The organism is Mucilaginibacter dorajii (assembly GCF_024808255.1).
GTDB lineage: Bacteria > Bacteroidota > Bacteroidia > Sphingobacteriales > Sphingobacteriaceae > Mucilaginibacter > Mucilaginibacter dorajii.
Genome location: NZ_JANTYS010000001.1, coordinates 77,820 through 94,162, shown reverse-complemented (window position 1 = coordinate 94,162; position 16,343 = coordinate 77,820). Strand labels below are relative to the sequence as shown.

Sequence of the window (16,343 nt, the reverse complement as noted above, 5' to 3'; positions counted from 1 at the left end):
TACGATCTGCATAGATGTTAAAAAAACACGCTTAATTGCTTTAATCACAATTAAGCGCACTTAAAATATATTAACACTACAAGACCGCTCAGTGTTTAAACAGTAGCGGTGCAAGTTCTTTCAGGCCGCTTTCACCTTCTCCTGATTATATTTATTGCAAACACAATCAATAAAAACAAAGAGGATATTCAAAACTTTAATCAATAGCATCATCAGTCATAAACAAAACTTTCAGGGAGTGTACTTAATAAGTTAATGAACCCTAAAATTCCACTTGGAATTATCACTATTCATATCAAACTTTGCGAGCGTCGGTGTGCTGTCTCCAGACGACACTAAAGCCAGCTGTTCTTTCGAATTTGGAACCACCTTTGGCATAATCCTATAAGTTCCATCAGTCAGTTGATCGATTCGCCATAATTGTTCAGGCGCACCAGTAAACGTTGGAACGCTAATAAGCTCGCTTTCTGCCGTTGCCGCTAATGCACGATCTGTTCCGGCAATTACAATTTTATAATATGGTCCGCCCAGGTATCCTCCTGCGCCGGGAACTTGTAAAATTGCCCATTTTTGATGCGGACGAAACATATAATCATTTATTCTTACACCAATGTTTCCGGTCGGCCAGCTTTTAACTACATCTGCCAATTCCTGGGATGGCACCGGTTTTACCGGTTCATCATTATTTCGATTAAATCGCATTCCACCTGGCATTCTTGTAAAATCAACTCTTAATTCCAGAGCGTATCCCCTACGTTCAGACTCAATCTCATAAGTTCCTTCTTTAAGGTTATCGCCAGCTACAGGCCATCCATTTTTCCACAGTAATGGGCGGATGCCTAATACGCTACGACCACTTTGATCCAAATCTGCCTCGTAGTGACAAGACATCTTTTCAACGCCGTCGGCAATTACTATACGGCCGAAATGCCCTGGCCCAATCAGCCTATCGCCGGCTGCAACTACCATTTTGCCACCTCCTTTCAACATACCTCTTCCTATGTTATCAATATATGGGCCGGTTACCTTCCTGGAGCGGCCAACAACAATATTATAGGTTGAGTTTGGGCCGTCACAGCATGTTCCGTGTGTTCCAAGCAAATAGTACCATCCATCCCGATATAACAGATCTGTGGCCTCACAATCGATGGCTATGTTTAATGCTTTATTACCTTCCACACGTTTACCTGTTTTGGGGTCAAGCTCCACAAGACGGATATATCCAAAATAAGTGCCGTAGGATAACCATAATCTTCCATCGGTTGGGTCCAAAAGAAGCCCGGGATCTATCGCGTCATTATCCTCTATACCATCGGACGAGGCAACTTCAACTGGCTCCGAATATTTAAAATCAGGAGATTTCGGGTCGAGCGATTTATTCCACATGGTCAATATTTTCCCATTATGACCGCCGGCCAGGCCACCGCCGGTGGCACCATAAACAATAAGGTAGCGATCACCAATTTTTAATACATCAGGGGCGGCTCCGCCGCCGGGTCTTACCGCGCCCCCATTCCATGTCCAGCCATCATCGGATATTAATCCGCCTCCAAATGTTCCGAATGTGTAATACTTTCCATCGCATTCTGCAATCGTGGAGGGGTCATGTATAAATGGTTTGCCAACTTGTGCATTGGCCTGCCTGGTTGATAATAACGAAAACAGGGCTATAGTACTTATTACCTTTACTATTAATTTCATAATGAATCAATTGCTTTTCAAATTCGATGTTAAATGGGTGATAGGTTAATTTATTGCAGTGTGATGGTGAGATCTTTTACCGGCGCTCCTTTTTCATCCAACAGTCTAACACAAAAATCACTTAGCCCCGGCCCGTTGATTAGGGCTCCCCGTATTATATTTTTTCCTTTATTAAGTGTCAACCGGGTTGAGACACAATCATCCATCACCATGCGTCTATCGCCATCAAGTACCACTGCTTCTTTTTCGTTTAGCCACCACGTTGATCCTCCGTTTGAGCCTACGGCCAATCTTACGTTTTTTATTTCGCGCGGACTGTTCACTATAGTTACTGCCCAAAACAATACGGCGTAGGTCTGTTTCCTTAACCCATAGGCAAAACGAAATAATTTGACATTGAAATTGGGGCTTTCCAATGCATGCCATAACAATTCCTGCTCCCCAACTTTTACTTTTTCCCCATCCTTCGGGATAGCGGTAAACTGGTTTGGGAAATAATCGGTTTCAAATTGTTTTTGCAGATAGCTATCTGTAAAAACAAGATTACTACGTATTGATTTGTTAATGGGCTCTAAAAGCAACCAACGCCGAATAAACCCCTCAGAATCCGGGTTCTTTTTTGATGCGGTCGCTGGGATAAAGAATGGTATCAGGCTTCGTGCGGTATCATTTTCGGTTATAACATCGATCTTGCCTGAAGTTGCAGACTGTCCCTGTGACCTTAATCCTGCCAAAATTACAAAGGCCGCCGCCAACAACGATGCACTGCGTTTAATATTCATAGTAGATACTTTAACTTAAGTCAATTTTGATAATTAATGAATTTTCAGAAATACATTGAAGTTTGGCTTGTTGGTGAATTGCATAGAAATCTTTTACCTACAATACATCGATAGCCTAATACCTTCAAGTATTATTGATGATATTTTGCGTCAACATTAAAATGTTTCCCCAATTTTTAAAAATGGCTTATAAATTATTGACCCAAAACTATGCCTTCAGAAAAGGACTGCGTGACACTATTCAGCAATAAAAGTCAACTTTTGTCAATAATGTGGTATAAAATACAGCGTTAGAAACAATTTTACCATCATTTATCAGTTGTTCAAAGAATGAAAGCAAATCACAACTTGTGGGTAAACGTTTGGTACTGAATTGTATGGTCAACGCACACAAAATGTCCAACCAATAATCAAAAGGGCGGAATAAAATAATAATCAACGGCGATTGAATATCTTCCTAAGTCTTTGGACACGTCCGGATAATTGTATCGTCCCCTTATCTGATTTTATGCGACTAAACGCACTAAAAGCTGAATATCCTCCCAAAAGTGATTGTATAGCTGTATCGTTAAGTGTACTTGAAAATGAGGCGATTAGATGAAAAACACTATTCATTTCGTTTCAGGACAATAATAGTATCAAAATATTGTCCTGATAGCTATAGCCTTTAATTAATCCCAGCTACCAGGATCTGTCCGTGCTACGGTATAAAAAATCCCGCCAATGATATAGACATCTAATATCAAAGCTGTTTGCTGGAAGGTAGTGTAAACGCCAACCGCCGCACCCGCAAATTTTGTGGAGACTCCATTTAAGGCGAGGTTCAGCAGGGAGGGAAGCACAAGACCGATACTTAACTATAAGATCCCGATCAAGAAGATTATCATCAAACTACTGATACCTATTTTCGCAACAAAAAATCTTCCAATACTAAAATATCCATACCAGTCAGCATAAAACAGTCAAGGGCTTCTTGGGGAGTATTTACTATCGGTTCGTCCATACGGTTAAAGGAAGTATTCACCAGGCATGGGCAACCTGTTAGCTTGTAAAAAGCCTGAAGCAGGTTGTAAAAACCAGGGTTTTCCTTTGAATTAACAGTTTGTAAACGAGCAGTATAGCCGATATGGGTTACAGCCGGGATCACCGATCTGCTGTTTTTCAATCTGTCAAAGCCTTTTAATACAGCGTCGTTTTCCGGAATGTGTACACGATGTTCGGGTTTAATGCGCGTTACCAGCAACATATACGGGCTCTTAGCCGCCAATTCAAAATAATCGGCAGCCTGTTCTTCCATCACAGCAGGCGCAAAGGGCCGGAAAGACTCCCTGAATTTAATCTTCTGGTTTAAAACACTTTGCATACCTGCATTCCGTGGATCGGCGAGAATACTACGGGCACCCAGGGCACGCGGGCCAAATTCCATACGTCCCCTAAAGTAGCCTACTACTTTTCCATCGGCCAAAAAGGTGGCTACTTTTTCATTGAGTTTTTCTGTTGATAGCTCTTCAAAACTGATACCGTTTACTATCAGGCATTTCCTGATTTCATCGTTAGAAAAAGACGGACCTAACAGCGAATTCTGCATTTTATCACTCCCTCCGGTATCCTTTCGCGCATCCTGCGAGTACTTGTAATACACCGCGTACGCCGCTCCCAATGCCCCGCCGGCATCCCCCGCGGCGGGTTGAATCCAGATTCGTTTAAAACCAGATTGTTCCAATATTTTCCCGTTCGCTACACAGTTTAGGGCCACTCCACCGGCCATGCACAAATCATCAATTTGATATTCCCGGTACAAAGCTGATGTAAGGGTAAGCATGATCTTTTCGGTGGCCGCCTGGATGGAGCTGGCCATATTCATATGGAACTGACTAATCTCTGCTCCGGCTTGCCTTGGCGACTGACCAAACAATTGGTTAAAGCGGAATGAAGTCATGGTAAGACCGGTGCAATAGTTAAAATATTGCATGCTGAGGCGAAAGGAACCATCCTCCTTTAAATCTACCAGGTGTTTAAAAATCTGGTCAATGTACAATGGTTCACCGTAAGGTGCCAGGCCCATTACTTTGTATTCATCGCAATTTACTTTAAAGCCCAGGTAATAGGTAAAGGCCGAATATAGCAAACCGATGGAGTGCGGAAAATTGATCTCCTTTACCTGTTCAATCCGGTTATTGGTGCCAATAGCTACCGAGGTGGTTGTCCACTCCCCTACACCATCTGCGGTCAATATAACCGCTTTGGTAAATGGCGAGGGATAAAAGGCCGAGGCCGCATGCGACTGGTGGTGCGTAGTAAAAAGCAGCTTGTTTGTTTTGGGGTTCCAGTTACAGTCGATGCTTTTGAACTGCTTAATCAGGTTTTTCTTTAAAAACAGCTTGTCCTTTAGCCATACAGGCATGGCTTTTATAAATGATACAAAACCTGCCGGGGCAAACGTTAGGTAAGTTTCTAACAGTCTTTCAAATTTCAGGAATGGTTTTTCGTAAAAAACAATATGATCTACCTGGCTAAGGGTGATTTTAGCTTCCCGCAGGCAATACAGGATTGAATTTAACGGAAAGCATTCGTCGTTCTTTTTGCGGGTGAAGCGTTCTTCCTGTACAGCGGCTACAATGTGATCATCTCTTAATAAGCAGGCCGCGCTGTCATGAAAATATGCCGAGATCCCAAGCGTGTACATACCCGGCTTAAAATATGCTGTAGATAAAAGGGGCCAACACCGATCCCTGGGCTAAAAACAAAAACAGGCTCAGGATAAACAGAAAAACAAATAGCGGCCAAAGCCAAAGTCGCTTTCGCGACCATAAGAACATCAAAAACTCGCCTATAATTTCCATAACATCTGTTTAAAATTGCTGCTCCAGGCTGCTGTTTGCCGCTGGCTTTGTTGGTTTCCAATAGGTATCACCGGGTTTGGTTTTTAGCTCCAGGCCTTGTTTACCTAACAACCTCATGATTAAGCCTATCGGGCTTATCACTAAAAAGAACACCAGGAACAAAATGATGGAGGTATTGATCACCCCTAAAATGTCGCCAATTTTAGTCCACACCATTCTTAATCGATTTAGCACGACTGGCACCGTCAAAGCAACGAGCACAAGTACTATCCCTACGATAGCAAGTACCATAGAAAAATGATGGTGCCCAACCTGCTGGTATCCTGCTATAAACAGGCAGGCCCCGCCGGTTATTAATCCAAATTTTCGATTTAGCACTTTATGTTCCATCAGTTATATTTCTGCGCAGCTTCATCGGCCCCCATAGCATGGTAGTTCGCGGCTATCCGCTGGGTTGATGCCTTATCAGGCGTTTGGGCTGTTGCCTTCTTTAGCCTGATGATATCTAATACCATAGCCCGCATATTGGCAAGCCCAGCATAGGCCGGGTTTTGCTTTAAAGCCATATCGATGTAAGGCATCGCCTCGGCAGACATATCACTTTTTAAATACACCAGGTAAATATTCTGGATATTGGCAAATGACGGCTCCAATTCATAGGCCTTTTTAAAGTAATAAACCGCGCCGGCCGTATCGCCCAATTCAAAACTTAATCTGCCTGCATAAACCGGGTAAGTGGTATTTTGAGGCTTTTCAAGCATCACCGCCTCCACCGCCTTAAGGGCCGTTCTTTTATCATTAACCTGCATGCTGTATTTAAAAAGCTGATTCATGGCATCCAGCCAGCTTATGCGGTTTACGGATAGTGCCCCTGCAAGCTGCTCATCCATACTGCTACCGCGTTTAAACCCGGCGGGGATGGGTTTATTGAACGGCCAGCCAGCCTGCAGCATCATTATGGTATAGGCCCCATAAAGCGAATCAACTTTAGTCACCGGCATTTTGTCAATTAGCTCGGCAAGGCTCATCTCCTTTTCTGGATGTGCTTTTACCAGGCGCGAATCTTTGATCGACTGATAAAAAGCTTCAGAAAGCAAGGCATAACCATATAAATTGGGGTGCACATGCTCCAGCAAAGTTTCGTTTCCCAAAATACCGTGGGGCGAATGTTGTTCAAAAACCTCAAGCGCGTTAACCAAATGAACATTACTGTATTTTTTGGCAAGGCCGATGATTGCCTGGTTCATGGCCTCGGGCGCCCTGAATCGTAATAAATCAAGCTCTTTTGCTTTAATATACTGTTGTTTGGCGGCTGCATAATTGCCAGCCTGGTAAGATGCCGTTGCCAGCGCGAACTGATTATCGGCAGAAACTGCCGGTTTACCCTGTCCGCTGATAAATGGTTTCAGATCTTTTTGATTGCTCACCAGCGTGCTTAAAAATACCGGCACCTTTTGCTGCTGCATAAAACTGCACAGTTCATCCATGTTGTTTTTAAACTGATCAATCCCCGCTTTGTACGCGTCAGACTGATAGCCTATTTCCTGCTGCCGGGCCATACGCTCCATCAGGTTATTACGCTGGTCAATATCCGCGGATGCCGGCTTAAAACTGCTCATTGTGTTATTTATAAGCTGTATTAAACGCAGTTCTTTTAGCGCAAGTACTGTTTTTACCAGCAAGCGGTTATTGGCGATGTGACTGGTTGACCCTATCCCCAAAGCCCCATAATATTCGTTATGACCGGTGTATACCAACACCGCGTCGGGCTGGTATTTTACCACCTGCCTGCCAAAGTCAAGCACGGTATAGGAGTTTACTGCCGTAAGCGAAACGTTGATCACCTCAAATTGCAAGCCCGGGTAAGTATGCATGAGCCGGTATTGCAGCCAGCGGTGAAAGGAACCATTATGCAGGTAAGGGTATCCCGCCGTTGTCGATTCGCCCAGTACAAAAATCCGGAAAGTATTTTTAGCTTTTACAACTTTAAAAGGCTCAATGCTCCCCTTGGTAGCATTAGCCGTATCGGTAAAATACCGCTCAGACGCGTATTTATTGATCACCCAATAATCGGGGTTATCCGGGTAGCGGATAAACAGACTGGTATTATGCCCGTAATTAAAAAAGCGTAAAAAAAGCTCGGCAAAAACTAAAATAACCAGGGGCAGGCAAAAAGCAACAGCCCTAAACCATTTTAATTTTTTACCGGATAGCTTCCCGTTCTCCATTATTTACCGCTATTTGCTTCAGGAAACCAAACTGTCATTTCGCCTTTACCCCGGTTGGCCCATGAGTAATACGGAATGGCGGTAAGCTCAACCTTTTTGGCCGCCGCGCCATTAACGCCTTTACTCAATACCTCGCCTTTTAAAACAGTTATACCATTCAATAAGCCAGCCTCAGCTACCGGTTTAAAAGTGGCATTAGCAGGGATCACGATACTGCTTACACTTGCTTTATTATCCGGCCACTCGGCACAATACATGATCGGACCACGTTGTAAAGCTGTTTTGCCTTTATCATCGGCCAGTGCCTTGTTGGCAACCACCTTTTTCACCTGCATAGGCAAATCCATTTGAATGTTATCGCCTTTTTTCCATTGCCTATTTATTATAGCATAGCCATTTTCAATTTTATAGCTTACTGGTTTGCCATTTAATTTTATGCTGATACGGGTAGCGGCTTTATTTTGAAATGAATACAGATCGGACGGAATAGCCTCGGCCCTGGCCCAACCTGGTAACCTTACACGCAGGGCAAAAGTAGCGGGTTCCTCTGGCGATACCTCAAATGCAAGCGTGCCATTCCAGGGGTAATTGTTGCGTTGTACTATGTTTACTTTTTTGCCTTCCACCTCAAGCGCGGCATTGCCCGCTATAAACAGGTTTACAAACACATCTTTATCTTTTTGGGCATAAATATAACCCGATAGCGATGGCAGGAAACGCGCCATATTGGTTGGGCAGCAGGAACATTCAAACCAGCCCGACCTGCCGGCCTCCAACGCCGGATGCGTAAAGCCGTTGGTTACCTGCATGGCATTGGTATAAAAAAATGATTGCCCATCAAGGCCCACACCCGAGATCAGGCCATTATATAACACCTTTTCCAGTACATCAATGTATTTAGCCTCGCCATGCAGCAAAAACATGCGCTGGTTCCAATATACATCGCCAATGGCGGCACAGGTTTCGTTATAAGCCGTGGCGTTGGGCAGCTCATAGTCTGCCCCAAAACGCTCACCGCCCGGTACGGCCCCAATTCCGCCCTGAACATAAATTTTCTTGCTCACCATGTTATTCCAGATCTTATCAATAGCGGTAAGGTATTCCTTATCACCTGTTAAGGCTGCTACATCGGCCATGCCCGAGTACAGGTACATGGCCCTTACGGCGTGACCTTCGGCATCGTCCTGGTCAACAACCGGCAAGTTATCCTGCCAGTACATCCCATTTTTCCACTCGTCGGTACTGGTTTTATCATAGGCACGATGACCGCGTTCGTCAATAAAAAACTTAGCAAGGTTTAGGTATTCTTTTTTCCCGGTGATGCGGTACAGGCGCACCAGGCCCATTTCTACAATTTCGTGCCCCGGGGCCACGTGCCTTTTACCGGGGCCGAAGGTTTTAACCAACAGATCGGCATTGCGCAAAGCGATATCTAAAAAGTTACGCTTATTGGTGGCCAGGTAATGTGCTGTGGCAGCCTCAAACATATGGCCCGAGTTGTATAGTTCATGGCTCAGCTCGTTCTCTTTAACCCAACGCTCCGGCCCCGACCATGGGTGCGGGTGCAATGGATCGATGGTACGGGCGGTATATAAATAACCATCTGGCTCCTGGGCTTTACCCACTATGGTGATCAGCGAATCGACATAAGCGTTCAGCCTTGCATCGGGATGAACGGCCATGGAATACGATGCGCCTTCGATGGTTTTATAAATATCGGTATCGTCAAAAGGGAACTTGGTACAAAACTTACCGCTCCTGGCAGCAGCCATTTCAAAGTTTTTTACCCGGCCGGTGTTTTCGCAACGGGCAAATGATGCCGGTATGGTTACCGTACGGTTGGTTTCAATCCGTGGCGACCAAAAATGATCATCTAACTTTACATTGGTAAATGATACCGGTTTAATAGGATAATCTTTGTTTTGCGCGTAAGCACCCACACAGTAAAACGATAAAACAATTAGTATTCTCTTCATCTTTTTTATATTATAAAAGCACAAGGCATAAAATACAGGATTATCAGGCTAAGCCCGATGTGATTATGTAAAGCGTTTCATCCCCCGTAGGGGGTAAAGCTTTGTAGCATATAATAAGAAACGAAGCTCCGTGCCGTAGGTACGGAACGCTGTGTAGCGTACCTAACGGCACGCAAAATCTTAATTTTTATATGCTACAAAGCTTTTGCTCCTATGGAGCAACCCTTCAGGCCTTTAACCTAATCACATTGGGCTAAAGCCACCTTTCGATTGTTACTTTTCCGCCCCATAAATGGGACGGCAATGAATTTCTAACCGATTTTATATTCATTGCCGTTTGACTTTAGTCAACGGTTCATAAAGCAACCAACAAAATGGCTTTAGCCTAAAACTCACTTGTTTATATTCCCAAAGCGATTTAACCTGGTAAAACGCCCTGTGCTTTCCATTTATTAATAACCGGTATTTTGTTTAAGGTTGGTATTTTTAACAACTTCCTGCCTTGGTAATGGCAGCAAAGCGCGGTAATCGCCATTGGGCGAGTGCGACAGCCATGATTTTTTGGTATAAACCCCAAAACGGATCAAATCCTGCCGGCGGCGCCCTTCGGTATTAAATTCCCAGGCCAGTTCATCTAAAAACCTGCCGTATTGAATATCGGCACCACCTTCGTGCGTAGTATTCAGGTGATTTCTCAGGCCGTAATCATACGTGCTCCCTTTTTGCAAATCGGCACCGGTAACGGTAGCTTTTGCGGGGTTAGCTGTAAAATTACGCTGCCTTACCTGGGTAACTAACAAAGCCGCGCCGTTGGCATCGCCAGAACGGAGCATACTTTCGGCCTTCATCATCAACACATCGGCATAACGAAACAGCGGGAAGTCATTGCTTAAGCCCAGCAAAGCACCTTGCTTGTACTCAAACTTACCAAGCCTGAAACCGTGTACTTCTTCGGTTGAATCAACACCCGGCACCACGTTAATATAATTAAGCGGTTTACCCGTATAAGCGCCCAATGAGCCATTGATAGGCACACCGGCCAGGGTGTATTGCTGCCCCTGTATCCAGTTACTTTTTAATCTGCTGTCGTCCGGATCAAACGTGTTGATAAATTGTGGTATAGCGCAAATACCGCCCCATGGCGAATATTGGAAGTTATACGTAGCCTGGTTTTCGGGCTCAAGGCTTTCCATGTGTAAAGCAAAAGCGTTGGCACCATCAGCAGTAAATTTCTCATCAAAAGGAATGGCGAAAATGATCTCTTTTGAGTTTTGATTTTCGGTAGCGAAAACCGAACTCTGGCTTGCTTCCAAACCAAAACCAACGCCCGAATTGATAATGGCATCGCACTCGATGATGCATTTATCCCATGCGGCTGTACCAGTATAAACGCCTGCATTAAGGTACACTTTAGCCAGCAATGCATGCGCGGCCCATTGGTTAAACTTACCATAGGTTGTTTGATCATTGGCCTTGCTTAACAGCGGTAAATTGGTGGTAATTTCTGAAACGATGAAATTATAAACCTCCTGCCTGCTGCTCTGCGTTGGTAAAAAGCCCGCAGGTAAATCAAATTTGGTGATGATGGGCACGCTGCCAAAAAAATCGCAAAGCGGGTAATAAAACGATGCACGCAAAACCTTCAGTTCGGCCAGGGCGGCGTCTTTGCCTGTTGTAATAGGAATAAGGCCATTTTCTATCTGGTAAATAACCCGGTTACAGGTAGTGATACCGGCGTAGGCGTTGTTCCATATCTGGTAGCAGTTATCCTCGTCAGATGTCCATTTATGTTCATGAACCCGGCGATAAATACCACCATCTACCCAGCCATTAGGGCGTTCGGGAATTACCAGTTCATCTGCCGAAATTTCGTTTGTTCTGAAAACAGAGTTGGCACTGCGCCCAAGCTCCAGCGGGCGCCAATAGGTATACCCTGCCCCAAGTAACGAGGCTATATCTTCTGTGCCGGGTGTAAAATTGCTGGCCACAATGGTGGCGTAGTCCTTATCTTTTAATTTGGTGCAGGAAAATGTAATTGCAGCTGCTGTTAAAACTACCGCGCTGCTTAATATATAATGTATCTTTTTCATGATGTTAATGATTAAAAGTTTGCGCTTAAGCCCAATGTAAATGTCCTGGTGGTTGGATACTTGTCACGGTTATCATTACCGGGATCCAATCCGCTGCGGCTCACCTCAGGATCAATCCCCTTGTAACCGGTTATTACAAATGTGTTAAGCGTAGATACATAAATGCGTGGGGCGTGGATATACTTTGATTTTAAACTGTTGAAGGTATAACCCAGGTTGATGTTGTCAATTTTCCAGAAATCGCCGTTTTCAATATAATAGCTGTTAAACTCCAACGGCATTGTTTTATTAAGCACCGCGGTACCAAAAACTTTATCATTGGCCGATTTTAGGCGGTTATAATATTGAATAGAGGTGTTTTCATAATACATGCGTTGAAAGTTTAAGATCTGGTAGCCAAAAGCACCGCGCATGGTTACACTAAAATCCCAATCTTTATAGCGGATGTTGTTGTTCCAGCCGGCATAATATTTAGGCAAACCGTTACCCAATACTCTTTTGTCTTCAAACGAGTGGGTAAAATCTTTATACGCTACTGACTTACCGTCTTTATCCTCATAAATCCATTGTCCGTCTGATGATACACCAGTAACTTTAAAGCCGTAAAAATCACCGATGTTTTTACCTACGGTTACGATGTTGGTAAAGGTTTGAATCGGCTCGCCGGTGCTACCTGTTGTAAAATAATTACTGGTTGTTTTATAGGTTTCGTTTGATAAGCTGATGAGTTTATTGGTATTGGTTGAAAAATTGAAGCTGGTTGTCCATTGAAAATCAGCCTTACGTATTGGGGTAATGTTTAACAAAACCTCGATACCTTTATTTTGCATGGCACCTACGTTTGCCCTGGTAGACGGATATAAGTTTGGCGGACTTGGCACGGCGTAATCATATAACAAACCTTCTATTTTACGGTTGTACAAATCAACCGAGCCGGTGATCATCCCTTTAAGCAAGCTGTAGTCTAATCCCAGATCGGTTTCATGTTTTTCTTCCCAACGCAGGTTTGGGTTTGGATTTTGCGACGGACCAAGCGTTTGTACCCATTGACCGTTTGATAACACATAGTTGCCATAGCCTAATAAACCTACACCTAAAAAGCCCTGTGCCGGCTGGTTACCGGTAACACCATAACCTGCACGTAACTTCAAATCATCAAAAATTTGCTGCCCCTGCATAAATGATTCCTTGGTGATCCGCCATCCTACCTGCACAGCCGGGAAGGTTCCCCAGGGTTCTTTTGCACCATAAAGCTGACTGGCGGCCTCACGGCGTACGCTGGCTAATAACAGGTACCTGTCTTTATAGTTATAGGTAGCCCGACCAAAAAAGCTGATGAGGTTGGTTTCTGATCTTGTACTGCTTTCAACACCCAAGCCGTTTGCCGCGGCACGGCCTAAACCAATGTTGTTATAGCTAAATATATCGGTAGGAAAATCGTGGTTTTGCTCAAAAAACGAGAACGTATCATTATCCTGGTAGCTGTAACCACCTAAAACCGAAAAATTATGATCGCCAATTGTTTTTTTATACTCAGCGGTTAACTCCAACAATCTATCTATTGACTGTAAAGAACCTACAGCGGCGTAACCATTCAAGTGGTCACGGATGTTGGAGATATTCTCCTTATTTTCTGAATAGCCGGCAGTTTGGTTAAAACGCGTGTATGAACCCAATGCCGATAGCTTAAGGCCATCAATTGGCGTAAGGGTAATGGTTGAGTTGTATTTTGCTGTTGTGTTTGATGTTCTCCCGTCACTGTTGTAAATCATCGATACCGGGTTTTGGTAATTGAAAATACTTGGTTGCTCAAAATAAGTACCATCGGCATTTTTTACGGGCGCGGTTGGATTTTGCAGTATAGCCTGGCGGTAGGTGTAACCATTAAACGTACCGCCATCCGCTGTTTGGGTAAAGGCGTTATCCTGCTGCAATAAACCAAAGTTGATCTTCAATTTATCATTAAACATATAATGATTGATATCAACCCGGCCCGAGAAAGTACGGTTATCTGATTTAAGGAAGATCCCGTTCAGTGACCGGTAATTAACCGAAGCCAAATAATTGGTTTTACTGTTACCGCCCCTTAAAGTAAGGGTATGTACCGTAGTAACCGGCAGGCTGTTTGATATCGCTTTAAGCCAATCTGTCGAGCTGCCCAAATCATATGATTTATCCCGGGTGCCCGCCGCTATCTGGGCACGGTAATCGGCGGCGGTAAACAATTTGGGTTCGCGGGCAAGGGTTTGGGTACTTACGTAGCCGCTATAATCAACCGCGTTGGTAAAATTGCTGCTGGCGCGTTTGGTAGTGATGATGATAACCCCATTGGTACCACGTACACCATAAATAGCTGCTGCCGATCCATCCTTCAACACATCGATGGTTTCAATATCCTCGGGCACTACGGTTTTTAAACTGCCGGGGACACCATCCACCAATACCAAAGGATCGGAGTTGGCACCCAACAAGGTAGTGTTTCCCCTTAACAGGATCACGGAGCCCGATGTAGGATCGCCACTGGGCGCAGATACCGAAAGACCGGCCACTTTGCCTTGCAATAACTGGCCGGCATCTAACACCGGGCCTTTTACAAAGTTTTCGGCCTTAACGGTAGCTACCGAACTGGTTACATCACCTTTACGCTGGCTGCCATAACCAATAACAATAACCTCATTAAGCGAGCTTGGCGATGCTACCAGGCGCACATTGATCACCGTACGGCCGCCGGCAGGTATTTCCTGCGAGCTAAAGCCAATAAAAGAAAAATTAAGGATAGCCTTTTCGGTTTCGGCATCCGGAATGTTCAGGGTGTATTTACCGGTTGCATCGGTTTGGGTGCCCATAGTGGTACCCTTTATGCTTACAGTAACACCCGGTAAAGGCTGGTCATGATCATCGGTTACTTTACCGGTTATGGTTTTGGTGACTGCCAGTGATGCATTTTCGGGCTCATCGGTATTCACTGCATCGGGTTGTTTTGTGACGGTTATAGCCTTTGCCAAAACTATTTGATCGCCAATAATATCGTACGTAATACCTCTTGGCGTTAACAGCTTGCTAAGCACGGTGCCCAGCTTTTCCTGTTTGGCATCGATAGAAAGGCCAAGTTCATTTTCTACAAGGTTTTTGCGGTATACAAACTTCAGGCTGGTTACTTTTTCCAGTTGTTGTATAGCGTTGGTAAGGCTTGTATTTTGAATATTATAATCAACCCGCTTATCAAGCAGGCCCTGCCCTTTGCTGGTAGTTGCAAAGGAGATGCCTGTAAACACAAGCATGATTATAATTTGACTAAAAGTGATCCTCATAATTTTACACCAGTCAAAGTGGTTTTGTAAATAAATCTTCATACATTTAAGTGTTTCTTTTTAAAAAAATTGAGACATAGGCTTCCCGGTTCACCTTTTTAGGCGTTGCACACCGGGGGGTAAAAATTATAGGGGTGTCTCCAGCACTCCTATTCTTTTTTTCAGGAAATTGGGATGGGGTTTAGGTAATGATTTTTTTTTTCCATATGGGCTGCTTTAGGTTTTATTGGTTATTGAACTGTATAATTGGTTATTGTTTATTGCTCTCCATCACAAAGCTGTTACCATTTACGCTGTAGGTTGCATTCAGCGTTTTTTTAAGGATCTCCATAATGGCGGGCAGGTTTTCGTTGGTAAAATCGGCCTTCAAAAAATCGGTATTGATACTATCGTCTTTTGAGCTTATGTTTACGTTAAAGCTTTTGTTAAGCGCTTTAAATACTTCACTTATTGGCGTATTGTTAAATGAGAGACTTGCTTTTTTCCACATGCCCAATGAGGCATCTTTGATCTCCATATTCTTTTTAAGATCATCGGCCGCTTTATCATAAACAGCTTCCTGGTTTGGCAGCAGCATAACCCCATCGCCTGCAGCAAGCATGTTATTTGCACCGGGCTTAGTTTGCTGCCCGGCTACAGATACCGAAACCTTACCGGTAACCACATCTACCTGGGTAGTTTTATCGGCCGCGTAAGCACGAATCCTGAAACTGGTACCCCATACCTTGGTAATTACATTACCTGTTGAAATGGAGAAGGGGCGCGAATGATCTTTAGTTACTTCAAAAAACGCTTCGCCGGTTAATGAAACCTTACGGCTGTGTTTTTCAAATGTTTTGGTATAAGTTAAGGTCGAGCCGGGGCTTACCCAAACCCGGCTGCCATCTGATAAGATGATATCTTTGATGGCATTAGTGGTATTGCTAAAAACCTGCTGTGTATTTGTGGCCTGTAAGGTATTATTTACTGGTTGTTGTTTTAGTTTGATAAAAAACACCGCGATCAAAACAGCCGCAACACCAGAGAGCCAGTACAGCATTGTTTTGAATTTGCCCGCCCTGTTACGATTAATTGAAACTACCTCATCGCCTTCGGCCGCGTTGATATTGCTGTTGATGTTTTGCCACATCAGCATTTTAAACAGCTCCTGTTCGCGGGCCGAGAGCTCGGTAACATCGTCGCGATCAAGTTCAAACGACTCATACCAGGCAAGGATCATATCCTTTTCGTGCTCATCACAGTTGCCTGCAAAAAATTTCTCCAATAGCTCGGCAGGTAATTTCTTTTTCATTAGGAACTTGTTTTGGACAAGAGTTAATATTGGTTATATAATAAGATGTAACCTGAGTAAGGCACATCCCCTACTCCTGTTTAAAATATTTTCAATTTTTTATGGAACTAAATACAGGCGT

General features: G+C 44.0%; 10 protein-coding genes. All 10 read right to left on the bottom strand.

Annotated features, from left to right (window positions below):
- Positions 1-252: 252 nt before the first annotated feature.
- Positions 253-1,701, bottom strand: coding sequence for a family 43 glycosylhydrolase (locus FHS10_RS00330; RefSeq protein ID WP_259086634.1), 1,449 nt, complete (start codon positions 1,699-1,701; stop codon positions 253-255).
- A 50-nt stretch (positions 1,702-1,751) separates the two neighbouring features.
- The gene (locus tag FHS10_RS00325; RefSeq protein WP_259086633.1) at positions 1,752-2,483 is read right to left on the bottom strand and encodes a hypothetical protein; all 732 of its coding nucleotides are present in this window, start codon (positions 2,481-2,483) and stop codon (positions 1,752-1,754) included.
- A gap of 901 nt (positions 2,484-3,384) precedes the next feature.
- Positions 3,385-5,169, bottom strand: coding sequence for a carbamoyltransferase family protein (locus tag FHS10_RS00320; protein WP_259086632.1), 1,785 nt, complete (start codon positions 5,167-5,169; stop codon positions 3,385-3,387).
- 7 nt (positions 5,170-5,176) lie between these two features.
- Complete coding sequence (locus FHS10_RS00315; RefSeq protein ID WP_259086631.1) at positions 5,177-5,326, bottom strand: DUF5989 family protein; 150 nt, start codon at positions 5,324-5,326, stop codon at positions 5,177-5,179.
- Positions 5,327-5,335: 9 nt separating this feature from the next.
- On the bottom strand, positions 5,336-5,716 hold the full coding sequence (locus FHS10_RS00310; RefSeq protein ID WP_259086630.1) for an SxtJ family membrane protein: 381 nt from the start codon (positions 5,714-5,716) through the stop codon (positions 5,336-5,338).
- Complete coding sequence (locus FHS10_RS00305) at positions 5,716-7,554, bottom strand: SGNH/GDSL hydrolase family protein (RefSeq protein WP_259086629.1); 1,839 nt, start codon at positions 7,552-7,554, stop codon at positions 5,716-5,718. The genes FHS10_RS00310 and FHS10_RS00305 overlap by 1 nt, the downstream gene beginning before the upstream one ends.
- Complete coding sequence (locus tag FHS10_RS00300; RefSeq protein WP_259086628.1) at positions 7,554-9,530, bottom strand: glycoside hydrolase family 127 protein; 1,977 nt, start codon at positions 9,528-9,530, stop codon at positions 7,554-7,556. Before FHS10_RS00300 ends, FHS10_RS00305 begins: the two co-directional genes overlap by 1 nt.
- 452 nt (positions 9,531-9,982) lie before the next feature.
- Positions 9,983-11,620, bottom strand: coding sequence for a RagB/SusD family nutrient uptake outer membrane protein (locus tag FHS10_RS00295; RefSeq protein WP_259086627.1), 1,638 nt, complete (start codon positions 11,618-11,620; stop codon positions 9,983-9,985).
- 11 nt (positions 11,621-11,631) lie between these two features.
- Positions 11,632-14,901, bottom strand: coding sequence for a SusC/RagA family TonB-linked outer membrane protein (locus tag FHS10_RS00290; RefSeq protein WP_259086626.1), 3,270 nt, complete (start codon positions 14,899-14,901; stop codon positions 11,632-11,634).
- 280 nt (positions 14,902-15,181) lie between these two features.
- The gene (locus tag FHS10_RS00285) at positions 15,182-16,222 is read right to left on the bottom strand and encodes a FecR family protein (RefSeq protein WP_259086625.1); all 1,041 of its coding nucleotides are present in this window, start codon (positions 16,220-16,222) and stop codon (positions 15,182-15,184) included.
- Positions 16,223-16,343 lie beyond the last annotated feature (121 nt).

What these genes read in the sequence shown, in the direction of transcription:
- FHS10_RS00300 (WP_259086628.1), bottom strand. Translation starts at nt 9,530, where the DNA reads ATGAAGAGAATACTAATTGTTTTATCGTTTTACTGTGTGGGTGCTTAC.
- FHS10_RS00315 (WP_259086631.1), bottom strand. Translation starts at nt 5,326, where the DNA reads ATGGAAATTATAGGCGAGTTTTTGATGTTCTTATGGTCGCGAAAGCGA.
- FHS10_RS00320 (WP_259086632.1), bottom strand. Translation starts at nt 5,169, where the DNA reads ATGTACACGCTTGGGATCTCGGCATATTTTCATGACAGCGCGGCCTGC.
- FHS10_RS00310 (WP_259086630.1), bottom strand. Translation starts at nt 5,716, where the DNA reads ATGGAACATAAAGTGCTAAATCGAAAATTTGGATTAATAACCGGCGGG.
- FHS10_RS00285 (WP_259086625.1), bottom strand. Translation starts at nt 16,222, where the DNA reads ATGAAAAAGAAATTACCTGCCGAGCTATTGGAGAAATTTTTTGCAGGC.
- FHS10_RS00330 (WP_259086634.1), bottom strand. Translation starts at nt 1,701, where the DNA reads ATGAAATTAATAGTAAAGGTAATAAGTACTATAGCCCTGTTTTCGTTA.
- FHS10_RS00305 (WP_259086629.1), bottom strand. Translation starts at nt 7,554, where the DNA reads ATGGAGAACGGGAAGCTATCCGGTAAAAAATTAAAATGGTTTAGGGCT.
- FHS10_RS00325 (WP_259086633.1), bottom strand. Translation starts at nt 2,483, where the DNA reads ATGAATATTAAACGCAGTGCATCGTTGTTGGCGGCGGCCTTTGTAATT.
- FHS10_RS00295 (WP_259086627.1), bottom strand. Translation starts at nt 11,620, where the DNA reads ATGAAAAAGATACATTATATATTAAGCAGCGCGGTAGTTTTAACAGCA.
- FHS10_RS00290 (WP_259086626.1), bottom strand. Translation starts at nt 14,901, where the DNA reads ATGCTTGTGTTTACAGGCATCTCCTTTGCAACTACCAGCAAAGGGCAG.